This window comes from Clostridioides sp. ZZV14-6009 (genome assembly GCF_020658095.1).
Taxonomy (GTDB): domain Bacteria; phylum Bacillota; class Clostridia; order Peptostreptococcales; family Peptostreptococcaceae; genus Clostridioides.
In genome coordinates this window covers 1-19273 of record NZ_JAGWDG010000001.1, presented here as the reverse complement: position 1 = coordinate 19273, position 19273 = coordinate 1, and the positions used below count along the sequence as shown (strand labels likewise).

At 28.8% G+C, this 19273-nt stretch carries 14 protein-coding genes, 1 riboswitch and 1 other annotated feature; of the genes, 3 read left to right on the top strand and 11 right to left on the bottom strand.

The window, feature by feature from the left end; translation table 11 throughout:
• Positions 1–36: 36 nt before the first annotated feature.
• The 7 genes from KGF36_RS00070 to KGF36_RS00040 all read right to left on the bottom strand — a co-directional run bounded on the left by KGF36_RS00070 (position 37) and on the right by KGF36_RS00040 (position 7246).
• Positions 37–1239: a dicarboxylate/amino acid:cation symporter gene (locus KGF36_RS00070; RefSeq protein ID WP_227829212.1), complete on the bottom strand. Its 1203-nt coding sequence runs from the start codon at positions 1237–1239 to the stop codon at positions 37–39.
• A gap of 161 nt (positions 1240–1400) precedes the next feature.
• Positions 1401–1790: a YkvA family protein gene (locus tag KGF36_RS00065; protein ID WP_227829213.1), complete on the bottom strand. Its 390-nt coding sequence runs from the start codon at positions 1788–1790 to the stop codon at positions 1401–1403.
• A 191-nt stretch (positions 1791–1981) separates the two neighbouring features.
• Positions 1982–2983, bottom strand: coding sequence for an aspartate--ammonia ligase (gene asnA / locus KGF36_RS00060; protein WP_227854498.1), 1002 nt, complete (start codon positions 2981–2983; stop codon positions 1982–1984).
• A 58-nt stretch (positions 2984–3041) separates the two neighbouring features.
• Positions 3042–3297: a binding site (T-box leader), on the bottom strand.
• A gap of 138 nt (positions 3298–3435) precedes the next feature.
• On the bottom strand, positions 3436–4626 hold the full coding sequence (locus KGF36_RS00055) for a MalY/PatB family protein (RefSeq protein ID WP_227829215.1): 1191 nt from the start codon (positions 4624–4626) through the stop codon (positions 3436–3438).
• Positions 4627–4910: 284 nt separating this feature from the next.
• A complete protein-coding gene (locus KGF36_RS00050; protein WP_227854497.1) occupies positions 4911–6032 on the bottom strand; it encodes a M20 peptidase aminoacylase family protein in 1122 nt (373 codons plus the stop codon).
• 58 nt (positions 6033–6090) lie between these two features.
• On the bottom strand, positions 6091–6576 hold the full coding sequence (locus tag KGF36_RS00045; protein ID WP_227854496.1) for a YjiG family protein: 486 nt from the start codon (positions 6574–6576) through the stop codon (positions 6091–6093).
• Between the two features lies 1 nt (position 6577).
• Positions 6578–7246: a nucleoside recognition domain-containing protein gene (locus KGF36_RS00040; RefSeq protein ID WP_227854495.1), complete on the bottom strand. Its 669-nt coding sequence runs from the start codon at positions 7244–7246 to the stop codon at positions 6578–6580.
• 387 nt (positions 7247–7633) lie between these two features.
• Between KGF36_RS00040 and KGF36_RS00035 the strand changes: the two genes are divergently transcribed.
• Entirely contained in the window at positions 7634–9658 is a 2025-nt protein-coding gene (locus tag KGF36_RS00035; RefSeq protein WP_227842017.1) for a sigma 54-interacting transcriptional regulator, read from the top strand.
• Between the two features lie 152 nt (positions 9659–9810).
• On the opposite strand, the gene KGF36_RS00030 is transcribed toward KGF36_RS00035, so the two are convergent.
• From KGF36_RS00030 to KGF36_RS00020, 3 genes are all read right to left on the bottom strand, one after another.
• Complete coding sequence (locus KGF36_RS00030) at positions 9811–10998, bottom strand: DUF3798 domain-containing protein (protein WP_227829219.1); 1188 nt, start codon at positions 10996–10998, stop codon at positions 9811–9813.
• 202 nt (positions 10999–11200) lie between these two features.
• A complete protein-coding gene (gene brnQ / locus KGF36_RS00025; protein ID WP_227840535.1) occupies positions 11201–12472 on the bottom strand; it encodes a branched-chain amino acid transport system II carrier protein in 1272 nt (423 codons plus the stop codon).
• A 140-nt stretch (positions 12473–12612) separates the two neighbouring features.
• The gene (locus KGF36_RS00020; RefSeq protein WP_227840527.1) at positions 12613–13266 is read right to left on the bottom strand and encodes a pentapeptide repeat-containing protein; all 654 of its coding nucleotides are present in this window, start codon (positions 13264–13266) and stop codon (positions 12613–12615) included.
• Between the two features lie 332 nt (positions 13267–13598).
• A riboswitch (purine riboswitch) is annotated at positions 13599–13700 on the top strand.
• Positions 13701–13772: 72 nt separating this feature from the next.
• Between KGF36_RS00020 and KGF36_RS00015 the strand changes: the two genes are divergently transcribed.
• Positions 13773–15116, top strand: coding sequence for an NCS2 family permease (locus KGF36_RS00015; RefSeq protein WP_227840526.1), 1344 nt, complete (start codon positions 13773–13775; stop codon positions 15114–15116).
• 159 nt (positions 15117–15275) lie between these two features.
• Entirely contained in the window at positions 15276–16640 is a 1365-nt protein-coding gene (locus KGF36_RS00010; RefSeq protein ID WP_227854494.1) for an amidohydrolase, read from the top strand.
• 132 nt (positions 16641–16772) lie between these two features.
• Here KGF36_RS00010 and KGF36_RS00005 read toward each other — a convergent pair whose 3' ends face one another.
• A complete protein-coding gene (locus KGF36_RS00005) occupies positions 16773–19199 on the bottom strand; it encodes a diguanylate cyclase domain-containing protein (protein WP_227850125.1) in 2427 nt (808 codons plus the stop codon).
• Positions 19200–19273: the final 74 nt, after the last annotated feature.

The following is a 19273-nucleotide window of genomic DNA, read 5'->3' as shown; positions in this document are numbered from 1 at the left end:
TCTTTTTGAGATAACTCATTTTTATTTATTAAGAAATTAAGCACTTTGTTTTCCTTTTTTGCTCATTCCATCATTTATTTGGTCTACAACAACTGCTATTGCATTGTCTCCTGATACATTACATGCTGTACCAAAACTATCTTGAGTTAAGTATAAAGCTATCATTAAGCTCGCAAGACCACCATCTGATGGGATTCCAACCATTGGTAAGAAAGGAAGTGCACTCATTATAGCACCTCCTGGAGCTCCTGGTGCTGCAACCATTGCTATACCCAACATTGCAATGTAAGGGAATAATACATCGATTCCATGTGGCATACCATTCATCATTAAAACTGCTGTTGTAAATCCTGTTATAGATATCATACTACCTGATAAATGTATTGTTGCACAAAGAGGTACAACGAATTCTCTTATTTGCTTACTTACTCCATTGTTTTCTGCACAACCAACATTAACTGGTATAGTTGCTGCTGAAGATTGAGTACCTATAGCTGTTAAATATCCAGGTATTTGATTTTTTAACATTTTGATTGGATTCTTTCCTGAGAATGCTCCTGCTGCTGTGAATTGACATGCCATATATACAAAGTGTAATGGTATTACTACTAAATAAACTTTCCAGAATACTCCTAATATTGTCCATACTTGTCCTGCTATAGTTATATTCGCAAAAGTTCCTGCTATGTATAATGGTAGTAAAGGTATAATTACTGTTGACAACGTTTTCGTTACGATTTCTTGGAATTCTTGGAAGAAATTAAATAGAACTTCTCCTTTTCCATGATTTCTCAAAGCTGATATTCCAAGCCCCATTACAAATGCAAACACTATTGCTGCTGTTACATCTACCATAGGCTCTAGTGGAATTGTAAATATTGGTGCTAACATTCCTGCTTCTGGGTCTCCAATTTGACTTGCTACACTTGCATCAATAAAATTTGGAAATATTAACATAGATACTGCAAATGACAATACTCCTGCAATTAAAGTAGAACCATATGCTATTCCTGTAGTTATTCCTAATAACTTTCCTGCTCCTGTTGCTAAGTCAGCTATTCCTGCTGTTACAAATCCTATAATTATAAATGGTATAACAAACTTTAAGAATGCTGAGAATAAAGTACTAACTGTTACTAATATTTGAACTATTATTTCTGGTGCATAACTTCCGATTAAAATACCGACTATGATACCGATGATTAGTTTAGGCACTAAACCTATCTTTTTCTTACTCATAACTTTTACCCTCCATAAATTTTTTTAGATTAAGTATTCTTGTACATTGAATACTTTGTCAATCATTGAATCCCCACTTCTTATGATAATAGAGTTTTATCTCTCCGTCAACATTTTAACCATTTTTTGTTAATAAAAAAAAGAATAACAGTTATAAAATGTTATTCTTCTTCATCTTTTATAGAAAATTCTACATTTTCAATTATATTTGAATGTTTCTCCTTTTCTGCAATGATTCTGTATTTATTAATTTCTTCATCCACAATACCTATACTCCAAATTAATACTATAGCATCATCTATAAATCCAAATACTCCCGCGAGCATTTCAGGTATTATATCAATCCCAGATACAAAATAGGATACAGTAAAAACTAATACAGAAACTACTTTGACCTTATTAATTATATTTATTCTTTTGTCCGTCATAAAGTCTGGTAGTTTAAATAAATCAAATATAAAAAGTAATCCAAACTTAGCATTTTTAAATCTTACTAAAATTTTTTTTAAAGTATCTAAAATTATATCAATAGCTCTTTTTAAAAGTTCCATATTCATCACCTCTTATAATCATAGGTTACTCTACATTATAACCGATATAATTAATTTGATGAATATTTTAGATATAAATTTTATTAATTATTTTATATTTAAATTGTATTGCTTACATATAGAATGTTATATCATGACTTAAGTAGTTTAAATCATTTATAATTTTTACAATAATATTAATTTATTTTTTATTATAACAACTCAATTCCTGCGTTTCTAAAATTTTCAATCATATCTTGTGGCCATACTCCAACTTGCACTTCCCCTATATGTGCCTTTTGCAAGAAATACATACATATTCTTGATTGACCAATTCCTCCACCAATTGTATATGGAAGCTCACCATTTAAAAGCATTTTATGATAATCAAATTCTTTTCTATCTTCACATCCAGCAAGCTTTAACTGTCTATCTAGTGATTCTTCATCAACTCTAATTCCCATTGATGATAATTCTAATGCAGAATCTAGAACAGGGTTATAAAATAGTATATCTCCATTTAATTCCCAATCATCATAATCAGGGCTTCTTCCATCATGTTTTTCTCCTGATATTAATGTCTTTCCTATTTGTGTTATAAATACAGCTTTTTTATCTTTTACAATTTTATCTTCTCTCTCTTTTGGTGATAGCTCTGGATACATATCTTCTAATTCTTGTGATGTTATAAATGTTATTTCTTCTGGTAAAATTTCTTTTATACCTTCATACATACTACACACAAATATTTCAGTATCTTTAAATACTCCATATAATCTTTTTACAACATCTTCTAAAGTTTTTTCATTTCTGCTACTTTTTTCTATAACTAATTCCCAGTCCCATTGGTCTACATATAAAGAATGTATATTATCCAATTCTTCATTTTTTCTTATTGCATTCATATCTGTATATAAACCACTTCCAACTGCAAAACCATATTTTTTAAGAGCTAATCTCTTCCATTTTGCAAGTGATTGAACAATTTCTGCATTTTTATCCATAAATGGTATATCAAAACTTACTGCTTTTTCTCCATTTAAATTATCATTTGCCCCTGTCTCAGGCAATACAAATAATGGTGAAGAAACTCTCATTAGATTCAACTCATTACTCAATCTCATTTCAAAAAAATCTTTTAATTTTTTTATAGCTACTTGTGTATCAATTACATTTAGACTACTTTTATAATCTTTTGGTATTATTGTACTCATACTATTCACTCCCTATATTTTATATATTTTTCCATTAAAAAAACCTCTCATCCCTATAAAAAGGGACGAAAGGTTGCTTTTCCGCGGTACCACCCTGATTAGTTTGAAATAAATTCAAACCCAGCTCATAATGTACAGATATTACTCGATACATCCCAATATGATAACGGTTTGGTTCCGACTAAGCCTACTCTTTTAAAATTTCAGTTAGCAACTCCAGGATGTTCTTCACTATAGACTTCATATTGGTCTCACACCATCACCAACTCGCTTTAATTACATTCTATACCTACTCTTCCTTTCAACGTCTTTAAAGTCTTATCTTTACTTTAATAAAAGTTAACTTTTATGTTTTCTATTTATTCATAATAGTATGATAAGTGATTAGTTGAATTTTGTCAAGTTTATTATTTTTTATTTTTTTGTATACTTTATAAATTTTTACCTATGCTTTATAAGTTTTCAAATATAGTTTTTAATCTATTCATACATTCTTTTAATAGAGACTGTGGGCATGCTACATTTATTCTTTCAAACCCAATACCTTCTTTTCCAAATATATAACCCTCATCAAATAATACATTGGCTTTTTTAAACATTAAATCTTCAAGTTCTACTTCATTTAATCCATAAGCAGTAAAGTCTAACCAAGCTAGATATGTTCCTTCTGGATAAACAAGTTTAACTTTTGGTAAGTTTTCTTTTAAATACTCATCAATAAATTTTATATTATTATCTAGATATTCATTTAATTCATCAAGCCAATCTTCACTTTCATTATATGCTGCTATAGTAGCTACAATAGCAAAAGGATTTGGTGAAGTACCAACTCCAACAGCTGTAACTTCATCTTGATACTTCTTCTTTAACTCTTTATTATTCACTATTATATTGGATAATTGCATTCCAGCTAAATTAAATGTCTTACTTGGAGCTATACATGTAACTATTTTCTCTTTATATTCTGGGCATAATGATTGTAAAGGAGTATGTTTAAATCCTTTTCGAATTAAGTCAGAGTGTATTTCATCTGCTATTATCCATAAGTCATATTTTTTGCATATTTCTACAACTTTTTTTAATTCTTCTTCTCTCCATACTCTACCAACAGGATTGTGAGGGCTACAAAGAATAAGTACTTTATTATTGTCACACTTAGCTTTTTCTTCTAAATCAGCGTAATCCATTCTATAACTTCCATTTTCATATATTAGAGAATTGTTTACAACTTCCCTATTATTACTTTTTATCTTTGCTTCAAATGGATAATATACTGGTTTTTGAACTATTACTCCTTCTCCAAAGTCTGTTAATATTCTTACTAAAATAGCAACAGCAGGTACAACTCCAGGACTAAAAACAATATCGTCTCTATTTACTTCCCAGTTAAATCTTCTTTTATACCATCCACAAACTGCATCGAAGTATTTATCACTATTATTAGAACTATATCCAAATATTTTGTGGTCAATTTTTTTATGTAATGCTTCTATTATTGGTTCTGCACATTCAAAATCCATATCTGCAATCCAAAAAGGTAAACCATCTTTTTGCGATTTTGGTGAACAATTAGTTCTAAAATCCCACTTTACACAGTCTGTTCCGACTCTGTCTATAAGTCTATCAAAATTATATTTACTCATTTGAACCTCCTAAAAATATAAATTCTATAAATATTAAATTTGTCACTACTTGTAATCTAATGACATTTTACCACTCTACACACTATAATAATAACACTTTTTGCTTTAATAGATTTAAAATATACATATTTTTCCTGTAATAGAGTTTTTCGATATTGTAAAAATAACTTCATTGCAACAAAATAAAAAGAGAATTTTTATGTCAATAATATTGCAAATAACATAAAAATTCTCTTTTCATAATTTTAAAAAACTTTTAAATACAAAGCAATTAATCTAAAACCTTATCCTAATCTCTTTTCAACTAGTCTGCACCAGATATCAACTCCATATTCTAAAGCTTTAGTATCAAATGTCACATTAGGATTATGAAATCCTGGTGTAGCATCAGCACCCAGTCCAATATATGTAGTCTTACATTTTAGTTTTTGAGTGTAATAGTGAAAATCTTCTCCACCAGAGTTTTTAAATATACCTATAGATGCATCTTCACCAAGTACATCTTTAATAGTCTCTTCAGCTAAACTTACAAGACCTTCATCAAACTCTGCTGCTGGAACTCCATCTTTTGAAAGTAGTATAGCCTCTGCGTTTATAGAACTTGCAGCGGTTTTTATAGCATGAATAGCTTTTTCTTTTAATTCTTCTATTATCTCATTACTCTCTGCTCTTATATCTAAAGCCATAAAAGCTTCATCTGGTATATTATTATATGTTTCCCCTTTAACTGATATATTTGTAACTTTAATAGAATTTGGAACAGCTGGATTTACTCTTATTGCATTTATTGCATTTACTGCTAAACAGACAGCATCTACTGCATTTACACCCAAGTGTGGCTTAGAACCATGACAAGTAATACCTTTAATACTAAATTCCATTATGCAACTGGCACAATGATACATTGCAGGTATGGCCTTTCCTAATCTACAATCTTGCCCAGGTCTTAAATGCATACCTACCATCTCTTCAACATCATCTAATAAACCAGAATCTATTACTCTTAATGCTCCATAAAGTTTTTCTTCACCTGGTTGAAAAATTATTTTTAGTTTTCCTTTTTTTACCAAATCCCTTTCTTTTATTAATCTTGCAGCTGTTAGAAGCATTGAAGTGTGACCATCATGACCACAAGCATGTATCATTTTCTTTTCTCCATCAATTATAAATTCTAATGCATCTATATCTGCTCTTATAGCAAATACTGGTCCTTCTTTTTTAGAGTCTATTGTTACTATAATACCAGTTTCTGCAACACCTTCATCTATATTTTCAAATCCCATTTTTTTAAGTTCTTCTAAAATAAATGTAGATGTCTTGTATTCTTCAAATCCTTTTTCTGGAATTGTATGCAAATAATCATACACCTTATGTACATAGTCAATATAACTTTTATTATTTTCCATAATATAATACCTCCATAAATTTTAATTTTTATCCTGTATTACTTTTTTCATATGTTATCTATACTACAAAATAATTCATTATAAGCATTGCAATACATCCATTTAAAGTTGCTATTATGAACATATGTGGATAGTATTTAGTTTTTAATTCAGCTATTCCTAACAGTCTACCCATAAATTGTATCTGAGCTCCTGAAAGTAATAACATTGGTAAAAGTATTGCAACATGTGCTTGATTTATTTGACCTGCTGTAAACAAGCCAGCTATTACCCCAGAAGCTCCTCCCATTGATATAAATATCGTCATTATTGCAGTTGCTGCAACGCCTGGAAGCCCAAATATGCTCATTACAGGTGTGAAAATTGTTCCTATTATATCCAAAAGACCAGTTAAATTGAATATAGAAATTATAGCAAAACCAAATATAACATTTGGAGCCATTGAATTTGTACTTATTTGAAACCCATTTCTAGCTCCACCAATAAATGCATCTATCACATTTCCTTTTTTAACTTTTACCTCTTTTTTTGCTATATCACTCATATTAAGCTTCCTCCTTTTCGAATTTATTTAAGTATAATCTAAGTAAGTTTGCTCCAACAAATTTCATAATTAATATTAAGGCAAGTGGTATAAATATTGGAACATCGCCTATAAATGGGAACAATGCTGCTCCTGAAGCAAAGAAATTCGTGATTGCAGATGCGCCAGAAAATTGAAATGCACAGAAAACAGCTTTTTGCTTTTCATCTATATATCCATCATCTTTAAGTTCCTTAGTCATAGATGCAGCAGCATCTGTAGATTGTAAACTAGCTATTAAAGTTAATCCTGCAAATCCAGGTAATCCTAGTAATGGTTTTAATAGTGGACTAAGAAGTTTTTGTGCTGCTTTCATACCATCTAAGTGGTCTATAACTCTAACTATTCTAAGCGCAAACATAACTGATGGTATTAAAGTTAATGCATATAGCCATCCATCACGAGGACCAGTCCCTCCATCTCCTCTAAAGTTTGCAGCTAATGTACCTACACCATCATTAACTGTTCCCAATGAACCAAAGTTTCCTAATACATTATTAAAATCTAGTACCTTTAATGCTCCAGGTGCATCTTTAAATATTCCTGAAAAGAATAATGCTCCTAATATTAATGCTACATACCCATACCATTTAACTTCTATTTTTTCTGTTGTTGATTCTAGTTTGCTCATATAAATTCTCCATCCTGCTTAAATAAATTTTATTAGTACACCTTTTTATTAAGCAAAACCCATGCCAATACTTTAATAATAATATTTTTTCATTTGTTTTTTTATTGTTAATTTTTTACATAACATGAACAGCTTGCAATTGCTAACTTTTTAAACTTCTATTTATGTACCTTTTATTGACATACAGTAGAAAAATCTTTATATTATAAATATTTTTCTATATAATTTTTAAAACTAATTTTATAAACAGGCTTTTATAGGATAAAAACCTACAAAAACCTATTATTTAGCTAAATGTATAAATTTATCATGTTATTTGTTGTATAATATAACTTGTTCTGCTCTTAAAAAAGCAAACTAAATATTACCTTAGTTAGGAGAAATAAAATGGACAGAAAAAAATTAATCCTTATAACATATGATAAATTAAATGCTGACCACTACAAAGAAGAGTTAATAAGCTTTTTTGGAGATGAAATAAGCATAGAAACACAAAATATACTTGATGGTATAAGAGAGAATTTAGAGGGTGATGTAGTTCTTTCTCTATCACCTTTAACTAGTAATTTTTTAATAAAGCATTTCAAGGAAGATATTGAAATTATCCATGGAACAAAAGCACTTTCAAAGCTTGGATATGAGAAAATGATGAAACTACCTCCAGGCACAAAATCATTACTTATGACTACCAATAAAACTTCAGCCTTTGAAATGGCTACTTATTTATATAAAATAGGAATAAATCATATTGATTTTGTACCAACATACCCAAACTGTGAAGAAATATATGATTTAGATACAGCTATAACACCAGGTCAGACCAGATTTATACCAAAATATATAAAAAACATCGTTGACTTAGGTTGGAGAAAAATTTCATTAGATACATATATGTCGTTACTAGTAGTATTAAAGCTAAAAAACGAGAAGTTTATAGAAAAACTATACAAGCTATCTAAGGAAACACTTAGTCATGATTTTTTAAATACATCATTAGATAATATATCTAAATTAAAAACTATACTCTATATGACTATTGATGAAATTGGAGATGGATTAATATTTTTCAATACATTTAACAAGGTCACATTTGTAAATAAATCTTTACTAAGCATGTTAGAATTAGATGAAAGACTCATAAAATCACCTTCTTTAATGGAATCTTTACCAAAGAGTTTTTTAGATAAAATCACGAAAAATCTAAACATAGATAATATGATTATATACATAGATGAAATAGACAAGAAATTTATACTATCAAAAAAACCATTTTATCTTTATAAAAATATAGAAGGTTGCTTAATTACATTAAAAGATGTAAGCAAGATAGAAATACTAGAGCAAAAAATAAGAAGTGACTCTGTTAAAAGAGGTTATATAGCCAAGTATAAGTTCAATAATATAATTGGAAATAGTGCTGTTATAAAAGACTGTATAAAAAAAGCAAAAAAAATGGCTCTTACAGATAACCCTATACTAATAACTGGCGAAACAGGTACTGGTAAAGAAGCTTTTACTCAATCAATACACAACCATTCTCATAGAAAAAATAAACCTTTTGTAGCAATAAATTGTGCTTCACTTCCAAGTGAGTTACTTGAAAGTGAACTGTTTGGATATGAAGATGGTTCTTTTACTGGAGCAAAAAAAGGTGGAAAGAAGGGATTATTTGAATTAGCTCATACTGGAACCATATTTTTAGATGAGATAGGAGATATGCCACATGATTTACAAGTAAAGCTCTTAAGAGTTTTACAAGAAAAAGAAATCAGAAAGATTGGTGGTACAAATATTATTCCAATTGATGTAAGAATACTGGCTGCTACAAATAAAAACCTAGAAAAATTAATTTTAGAAAATAAATTTAGAATGGATTTGTTTTACAGGATAAGTATGTTCACATTAGAGTTGCCTCCTCTTAGAAACAGATTAGAAGATATACCACTTCTTTTGGAATCATTTTTAAAAGAACTTCCCTATAAAAATATTAAACTTGATAAAAGTCTCTTAAGGGCTTTAAATTCTTATACTTGGATGGGAAATATCAGAGAATTGAGAAATTGTATTGAATATATGGCTTATATGGGTTCTAATCAACTTACGATAAATGACCTGCCACAAAATATATCTTCAAAATTAAATAATCATCATATGTTAGGAAATACATCTATATTTCATGATTTAAATCAATATGACAAAAATATATGTATTGCTATCCTAAAGTCACTATATATAAAACCTATGGGAAGAGCAAAACTCATGAAATTTATGGAGCATAATGTCACAGAATATGAAGTAAGAAATATGCTAGAATATTTGACATTTAATGAATATTTAACTCCTGGTAAAGGAAGAAAAGGTAGTTCTATCACCGAAAAAGGTATAAAAATTATAGAAAATAATATATTTTAGTTTTATAGTAATTCAAATTTACTACTTCAAAATTTATATTTATAATCATAAATTTTATTTTTACTATAACTGATTATAAAATAATAAAATATACTTTCAGCAAAAAAGCTATGAAATAATAATTTTTATTATTAATTTCATAGCTTTTAATGTTAATATATTAATTGATTTAATATTACTGATTGATAATTATAAAGTGCCTCTGTTAAAGGTGTAAATTCTGAACCAATACCAAATTTTAATTCTGCAAACGCCTCTAGATAGTCTGGGTCACATACATCTTCTTGTGTAAAATCTTGAAGTACCATTTCAGTTGCAAGATAAGTTGCTAATGATGGTATAAAAGCATCCATTGGCATAGGATATCCACCAAGTCTATTTGACATGCCAGCAGCTTTAGCCTTTTCACTTATCACATCATTTATCTTATCATAATTTTGAGCATCTTTTTTAGATATTTTAAATCCCATAACGCTAGGGTATGTCTCCACTGGTGATGGATTACTTTGCTCTGCAACTATATATTTTAACTCTAAAGCTTTAGTTAATATAACTTCATCCATGTACTCATTTACACCAAATACATTTATATCTTTTCCATACTTCTTAACTTGTTTATCAATATCTTCATTTAAAAACTGTTTCATTTTACCTTTATCTTCTTCTGTATTTACATTTGGTGTATTAACTTGTACAAATTGCATTCCTAAATTTCTACAAGTCTCTTTAATTTTTTCCAGTCTTTTGGCGATATCAGCATCTTTCAAATCATCCTTAGATGCATAATGAATAAAAGCTTTTGCTCCCATTTCCTTTGAACGTTCAACTAATAACTTTCCTCTTTCCTCTGTGTCAATCCCTAGATTTACATCTACATATTGACTCAATTGGTTTTTGTCCTCTCCCATAGGAGCTGAGATAGTTATTATTTCTGGACGCTTTTCTTTTACCTTCTGTAATGCTGGTAAAAGACCTGCTTGGTCTGTTGATACTACAATTGCCTGAATTTCTTCATCATCAGTCAATTTTACTATTTCATTTATAGACTTATCTATATTAGAAGTAAAGTTTTCTGGCAACACAACATGTTTTATAGTTCGCTCAACTCTAGCTTCACCATCTTTTTCTTTATCAGTTTCATTAGCTTCCTTATACTCTTTGGCTAAATCTTCTACTATATTGTATTGTACTTTATTTTCAGATAATGGCTGAGTTACTACTGCAACTTTAAAATCATCAATGATTTTCTCTTTATCATTTTTGCCAGTAACTAAGCTACAGCCTGTAAGTCCAATGATTAAACATATAGATAGCATAAATGCTGTTATTTTTTTAAGCATTAGTTAAAACCTCCTAAATTTGTACTTTCTTATCACTATTACTAATTTTATCATACTTCAAAGAAAAATTATATTATAAAAAATTATATCCCAACTATTATAATCCAATCTAAAAAGTACTATGAGTAGATTAGATTTTAATTAAATCTACCCATAGTACTAAAAAAAATATATATTATAAAATTAAATTAATTATAAATTACTATGCTATTTGTTTGTTGCTTTTTATGAAGTTACCAACTATTCCACCCAATATAGCTGGTATTACCCAGTTAAAGCCCAAACCTGCAAGTGGTAAACTTTGTATAAATGGAACAGCTCCTGTCATTCCATTTACAGCTGATAATACACTAACTAGTAATGTAACATATGCTGCACCTTTAAATGCATTATCATTTTTTATATGTTTACCAGCCAATTCCATGATAACTATTGCCAATAAAACAGGATATATTGTTTGTAGAATTGGAACTGATATAGCTATTATAGCATCAACACCTAAATTAGATATAAGCATACTAGCCACACATATACCTATAACTAGTTGTTTATAAGTTGCTTTACTTATTCCTTCAAAATAAGTTGAAATTGATGCTGTTAAACCTGTAGAAGTAGTTAAACAGGCAAGTGCTACAATTACACCTAAAATTACCTTTCCTACTTGACCATATAATAGTATACTAGTTATCTCAACTAATAAAGATGCTTGAGGTATGCTAGTATCATATAAAGTTGAAGCTGTTGCTCCTAGATAAGTAAGACCACCGTATACTAATGCCAAGAATACACAGGCTACAAAACCAGCTTTAATAGTCATGCCTATTTGGTCTTTATCTGATGTATATCCTTTAGCCACTATAGACATTAACATTATAGTAGCCATAGATGCTGCACCTAGAGCATCCATTGTTTGATAACCTTGTGATATCCCTTCACCAAATAGATTTTTATCTATCATATGTTCTGGACTCATAGGTCCTGCTGGAGAGATTATCCCTTTTACAATTAGAACAAATAATACTAATAATAACGCTGGAGTTAAATATTTACCTATTATGTCTATAACTTTAGAAGACCTAATCGTAAATGCTAAAGTTAAACCAAAGAATATTACTGAAAATACTGCTTTAGCTACTGCTCCATGGTCTCCAAATATAGGTATAATACCCATTTCATATGTTGTTGCACAAGTTCTTGGTATAACAAGAAGTGCTAAACATGCTAGAGCAGCTACACTCATTACTCTTGCTAATCCTTTACCTGCTCTTCTAAGTACATCATCCATGCTTCCTTTACATCTTGCTGTTGCTATGATAACAAGCATTGCTATACCAGCATCTGCAACAACAAAGCCAACAAGAGGAATTAACCAGTCTTTACCGGATTCCATTCCTAAGAATGGAGGGAACATAAGATTTCCTGCGCCAAAGAACATAGAAAACAAAGCAAAACCAACTATAAAAATATCTCTCATCTGCTTACTCACACCAAACTACCCCCTTTGAAAATATTTTGAATATTAAGATAATCTTACTTTATTTTCATAAAAATGTCAATCTGGTAAAAATTCTCACATTGTTAACGTTTTCCCAATTTAATATTTGAATATAATTTTCATTTTATGATAATTCCCATCAGTTTTGTTAAATCGATTGCTTGTGACACATCAAAGCAAGCTCCTCTAATATCATCTATTCCTACTTCAATACCTTCAATATTATTAGTAGTAAAATCTACTCCAGAAAGTTTAGTTCCATTAAAATTTGCTTTTTTTAAATTTGTATACTCGAATACTAAATTTTCATTTTTTACTTCCTGAAACACAGAACTTTCAAAATTTGAATCTAAAATAGAAACTATCTTAAACTTAGAAAAAGAGAAGTTAGAATATCTACCTAAAACATCCTTAAATAATACGTTTTTAAGTATACAATCATCCAATCTAACTCCTATTAATTTACTGTCTTTAAATTCAACTCTGTATATACTTCCTCCATCGAAAGATGTATTGGATAAATTACAGTTTTCAAATACTACATCAAGTAAGTCAATCTTTTTTAAATTACAATTTTCAAAGGATACATTTCTAAATATACAAGATTCAAAACTTGCTCTTGTAATATCCAAATCACTTATAACCTCATTTTCTATAGTTTTATTAAATATTTTTTCATCATTGAATATATCATCTAATACAGCTTCAATATTTTCAACATTTTCTAATTCCCCTGTAAATTTAGGCTTTTGTACTTTAATAATTTTAGTCATTTTCTCCTCCACTATAAATTATATTATTTTTAAATTCATTTTTATTATTATATTAAACTATTATATGTACTTTCAATATATTAAAAAGTTTTTACGAAATATTCTTGTATTCAGTACATTTATAATTATATCACAAACTTATTTATAATGAATTTCCATTAATAACATAAATGTTATAAAAGTATAACATTTATTATACTTCTGTAATATTTATCTTTAGAAATAATTATTTTTTATAAAAAATGACCTCAATTTTTTATAAAATCGACAAAAAAACGAATAATTTCTTTAAATTTATTGTAAATAATACAATATTACGATATAATACAACAGAAAAACAAATAGAAAATGTTCATATAATATTAGTAATATGGTCTAATAGTCTCTACAAACTCACCTTAAATGAGTTTTCTATGAATAGAATGTTAATTTTAAATATATATTCTATTCTATCTATATGAATATATATTTTTTTGTTTATATTTTAAAGTTTTTTGGAGGTAAAAATGGTACCAAACAATAATAATGTACAACCAGGTGGAAATAATTCATCATTAAGCTTTTTAGACAAAATGTTTAAATTCAGCGAACGTGGCTCTAACCTTAAGACAGAAATAATAGGTGGAGTTACTACATTCTTAACAATGGCATACATAGTTTTCGTAAATCCAGCAATATTATCTGAGGCTGGTATGGATAAAGCAGCACTTATAACAGTTACTATATTAGCTACAGCCATTGGTACACTGATATTTGCAATTTTAGGAAATGCACCATTTGCACTAGCACCTGGTATGGGTCTAAATGCATTCTTCACATATTCATTGGTTATAGGAGCAGGAATTCCATGGCAAACAGGTCTTGGAGTTGTGTTCTTATCTGGATGTGTATTCTTCACACTCGCAGTAACAGGTCTACGAAAGACAATTGCTGATGCAATTCCTCGAGAATTAGCAGTAGCATCTTCAGCAGGTATAGGTCTTTTCCTTGCTTTTGTCGGTTTAAAAAACATGGGGGTTATAATTGCAAACCCAGATACAATAGTTTCACTTGCAGATTTTACACCAACAGTTTTAATAGCTCTTTTTGCACTTATCTTAATGGCGATATTAGAGTACAAAAAAATTAAAGGTGGAATATTAATAAGTATAGTCGTCGCAACAGTAATATCTATTATATGTGGATTTGTAGAATTACCAACAGCAATAATCTCAACACCACCAAGTATAGCACCAATTGCTTTTAAATTAGATATTGTAGGAGCACTAAAATTCTCATTAATTGGACCTATATTCTCTTTCATGTTTATAGACATGTTTGATTCATTAGCATTCCTTATCACTTGTTGCAAGCAGATGGGTCTTGAAGATGAAAATGGAGAAATAAAAGACCTTGGAAAAATGTTATATGCAGATGTTTCTTCTACTTTAATAGGTTCGTTTTTAGGAACTAGCACAGTTACAACATTTGGAGAATCAGCTTCTGGTATAGCAGCAGGTGCAAGAACTGGACTTGCTTCTGTAGTAACAGCAGCATTATTCTTAGCTACACTTATATTTACACCATTACTTGGTATAGTTCCTACTTATGCTGCAGCGCCTGCACTTGTTATGGTTGGGGTATTCATGTTTGAAAGTATAAAACAAATCGATTTTGCTGATAGTAAAATAGCAGTCCCTGCCTTTGTTACAGTTTTATTGATGCCTCTAACTTATAGTATAAGTATTGGTTTGTGTTTTGGATTTATTTCATATATAATAATGCATGTTGTAGCTAAAGAAACTGATAAAATTAGTATCACACTTTGGGTTATAGGAATACTTGCAGTTGTAAACTTAGTACTAAGTTAGTATTTTAATTTTGATATATTAAAAGCTTATTTATTTTTAATTTACAAATAGCAAAATCAATTTTATATCTAAATTGATTTTGCTATTAACTTTATATATAAAATTTATTATCATAATATATAGATAGATAAAAAAATACATAGAAAAGGGATGATATTTATGTCACAATTACTTATAAAAAATGCATATCTAATCACTATGAATACAGATAGAGAAGTATATGAGAATGGAAGTATACTTATTGAAGACAATATTATAAAAAAAGTTGGTAAATTTGATAATAATATTGTAGATACAGATGCTGAAATATACGATGCTAATGGAAAAATATTAATGCCAGGGTTAGTCAATACACATGTTCACTTATCTCAACAATTAGGTCGTGGTCTTTCTGATGATGTTGTGCTTTTAACATGGCTTAGAGAAAGAATCTGGCCATATGAAAGTAGCTTTAATTACGAAGATTCTTTAATCTCATCTACTGCATGTTGTGTAGAACTAATAAAATCTGGTGTTACTACATTTTTAGAGTCTGGTGGTCAATATGTCGATGCTATGGTTGAAGCTGTTGATAAAACTGGAGTTAGAGCATGTCTAGCTAAGTCAGTTATGGATACAGGAGATGGTCTTCCTGAAGCATGGCAAAAAACTACTGATGAAGAAATCAACACTCAATTAGATTTATTCCATAAGTTTAATAATACATCTAATGAAAGAATTAAAATATGGTTTGCTTTAAGAACTATTTTTAATACAACTGAGGATTTACTTGTTAGAACTAAACAATTAGCTGACAAATACAACACAGGTATACACATGCATATAGCTGAAATAGCTGATGAAATTTCATTTGTAAAACAAAATACTGGAGTTGGAACAGTTGAATATCTTGATAAGTTAGGCGTTTTGGGGCCAAACCTTTTAGCTGCTCATACAGTTTGGCTTACTCATAAAGAAATTGATTTATTCAGATTGCATGATGTAAAAGTTTCCCATAACCCTGGTGCAGCTATGAAAGTAGTACTAGGTTTTGCATCAATTCCTGAAATGCTAGAAAAAGGAATTCCAGTCTCAATTGGTACGGATGGGGCCCCTTCAAATAATAGAATGGATTTAATGAGAGATATGTATTTAACTTCATTAATACATAAAGGAAGAACTTTAAATCCAACAGTTATTCCAGCTGAACAAATATTAGAAATGGCTACTATAAATGGAGCAAAATGTGCTTTACTTGAAAAAGAAATTGGTAGTCTTGAAGTTGGCAAAAAAGCAGATATGATTATTCTTAATCCAGATACAATTCATTGCTTACCAATGCATAATCCAATTGGAAACATAGTGTATTCTATGACTAGCGAAAATGTAGATTCTACAATTTGTGATGGAAAGTGGCTTATGAAAGAAAGAACGGTATTAGTTGTAAATGAATCTGAGTTATTGGAAAAAGTTAAAAAACAAGCTTCTAAAATAAAAGAAAAATCAGAAGTTAAAATTCCTTCTAAATTTAAAATTATAAAATAGCATAAAACCAATTGTTTTGTAGAGATACTGGTTCAAGTAAACTTGTATAGTCTACTTACAAAACAATTGGTTTTTTTATGCTATATTTTATTAAAATAAAAATAGTAGTAGTATTATACTATAAATATATCACTAACAATTAGGTTCAGGTTTAGATTCATTTTCTTTATATTTAGTTATATCATTACAGCACATTAGGCACGCACTTTTTTCTTCATTCCATTCAATATATGAAGCATTAGCACTAGTCCAAACATTAAGATTATCATTATACAATTCTATTGTACAAAAACTTTTTTCCTCGCTAAGTTCATTCATTGGACAAACTTCACATGGTTTATCTATATTCCAAAATGCTTTATAACATAATTGATTTATCTCTGTGTTTGGAGCTATACTTAATGTCTTTTGGTTTATAAATAAAAGCTCATATGTATTCTTGTTTATCACATAAGTCCATGAATTCAAATTATCCATAACTGCTTTTATAGTTTTATAAGATTTTATTAATTTATCTTCTTTACGCTTTTTAATTAAGAATATACTTAATATTTCTGATATAAATGTCAAGGATTCTATTTCCTCTTTTGTCCAAAATCTATTTCCATTACATTCGTCAAATCCTACATATCCACTAAATTCGCCCTCATCTAAGATTGCACATTGTAACATAGATACTATCCCTTGTACTTTCAAAATTTTATATAACTCATCATCAAGTGAAGATATATCCTTGCAGTAAAAAATTCCTCTATCATTAAAATTTTGTTTATAATCATCAAATAAACTATATGATACTTTTTTAAGATTACTTATCTCTGGGTTAATACCATCATTGCACCATTCGAATGTATTGTTACAGCAAAGATTATTATCTGAATTTTCAAATATATATGCACGACTTACATCATAAGTTTTACCAACTAATTCTAATATAAAATTTACTGCTGTATCAACATCTTTGGACTCATATAAAATTCTAAATATATATTCATAAAAATTCTGTCTAAATGTTGACTTAGTTTTGTATGCTTCATCAATATTTTCTTCTCCACCTAAGACAGAATTAAAGGTTTTGGTTTTTATTAATCCATTATCCATAATTTTGCTATTATTTTCATATATACAATAGCAATCTTTGCCTTTTCCCTTTGCAAAATAAAGTGCATTGTCTGCACATCTAAAAATCTCCTTGAAATTTTTACCATTATCAGGATAAATAGATATCCCTATACTTCCAAAAATCTTATAATCTTTATTTTTTCCTGTAAATGAACGTCTAAATAGATTTATTAATTCATCTGCCTTTTTCTTTAATACTTTTTCTGAATGTAAATCCTTTAAAAAAATTAAAAATTCATCTCCACCTATACGCCCAATAATATCATTTTCTCTAAATATATTTATAAATTTAGATGATATATCATTTAAAACTGCATCTCCAAATAAGTGGCCTAAATTATCATTAATTCCTTTAAAGTCATCAATATCGATTATAAATAATGCACTTTTAAGGTTTTTTCCTTCATTTTCTATGTATTTTCTAACTAAATCCTCTGCTGTGATTTTATTATACAGTCCTGTAAGCAAATCCCTTTGGGCTCTATTTTCAAGTTCTTCATTTTTTCGTTTTTCTTTATCTATATCTACAACGACACCAATAATGCGTGTACATTGACTATACTTATCAATAATACTAGATAATCTAACTTTACACCAAATATATTTATCTTTTCCTTTTCTAAATCTAAGTTCTTTTTCATGATATGGGTTATCACCTTTTATAGCATTTGTAAAAAGGTCTAAATACTTCTGTATATCATCTTTATAGATGATTTCATTTTTCAATATACCTTCAATTAAATTACTTCTAACTAGTTTATATCCAAATTTCTTTTCCCAATTGTCAGAAATATTTACTGTATCTGTATTTAAGTTCCATTCAAAAACAATATTATTTTCTTGCTCCATAACAATTCTATAGCACTCTTCACTTATATCCAACTGCTCTTGAGCTGACTTACTTGATGTAATATCAATTACAACACAATAAACCCAAGGCTTCCCATATTTATCCTTTACTATTTGGCCTTTATCTAATAACCAAAGTATTTCTCCATCAGAGCGAACAACTCTATATTCAACTTCAAGTATATTGCTATTTTTTAATTGTTTTTCTAGTGCATTTTTAACCAGTTTACGATCACCTTCATATATAACATTTAACAATTTATTATCGAAAAATGATTCAAACTCTTCTTTTGTATATCCTAACAATTTTTGATATCCTTCATTTATAAAGCTAAATATGTAATTTCCATCACAACTATACTTATATACTCCTCCAGGAATATTTGCAGTCAACACTTCTAAGTCATCATTTATTCTTTTAAGTTCTTCAGAGTTACTTACCATTGTATCAATTAAATTATTAAAAGCGGTAGCAATTTCAGTATATTCATTATTTTTATCATTATTGAATCTTATACTTGTATCTCCATCTCTTATTTTTTCTATACTTTCAATTAATTTACCCATAGGATGTGAACTACCATCCACTTAACTACCTACGGTAATGTTTGAAGTGGTGGCTTCTTGGTCAAGATAACTATTGTTATCAGTATCTCCAAGCT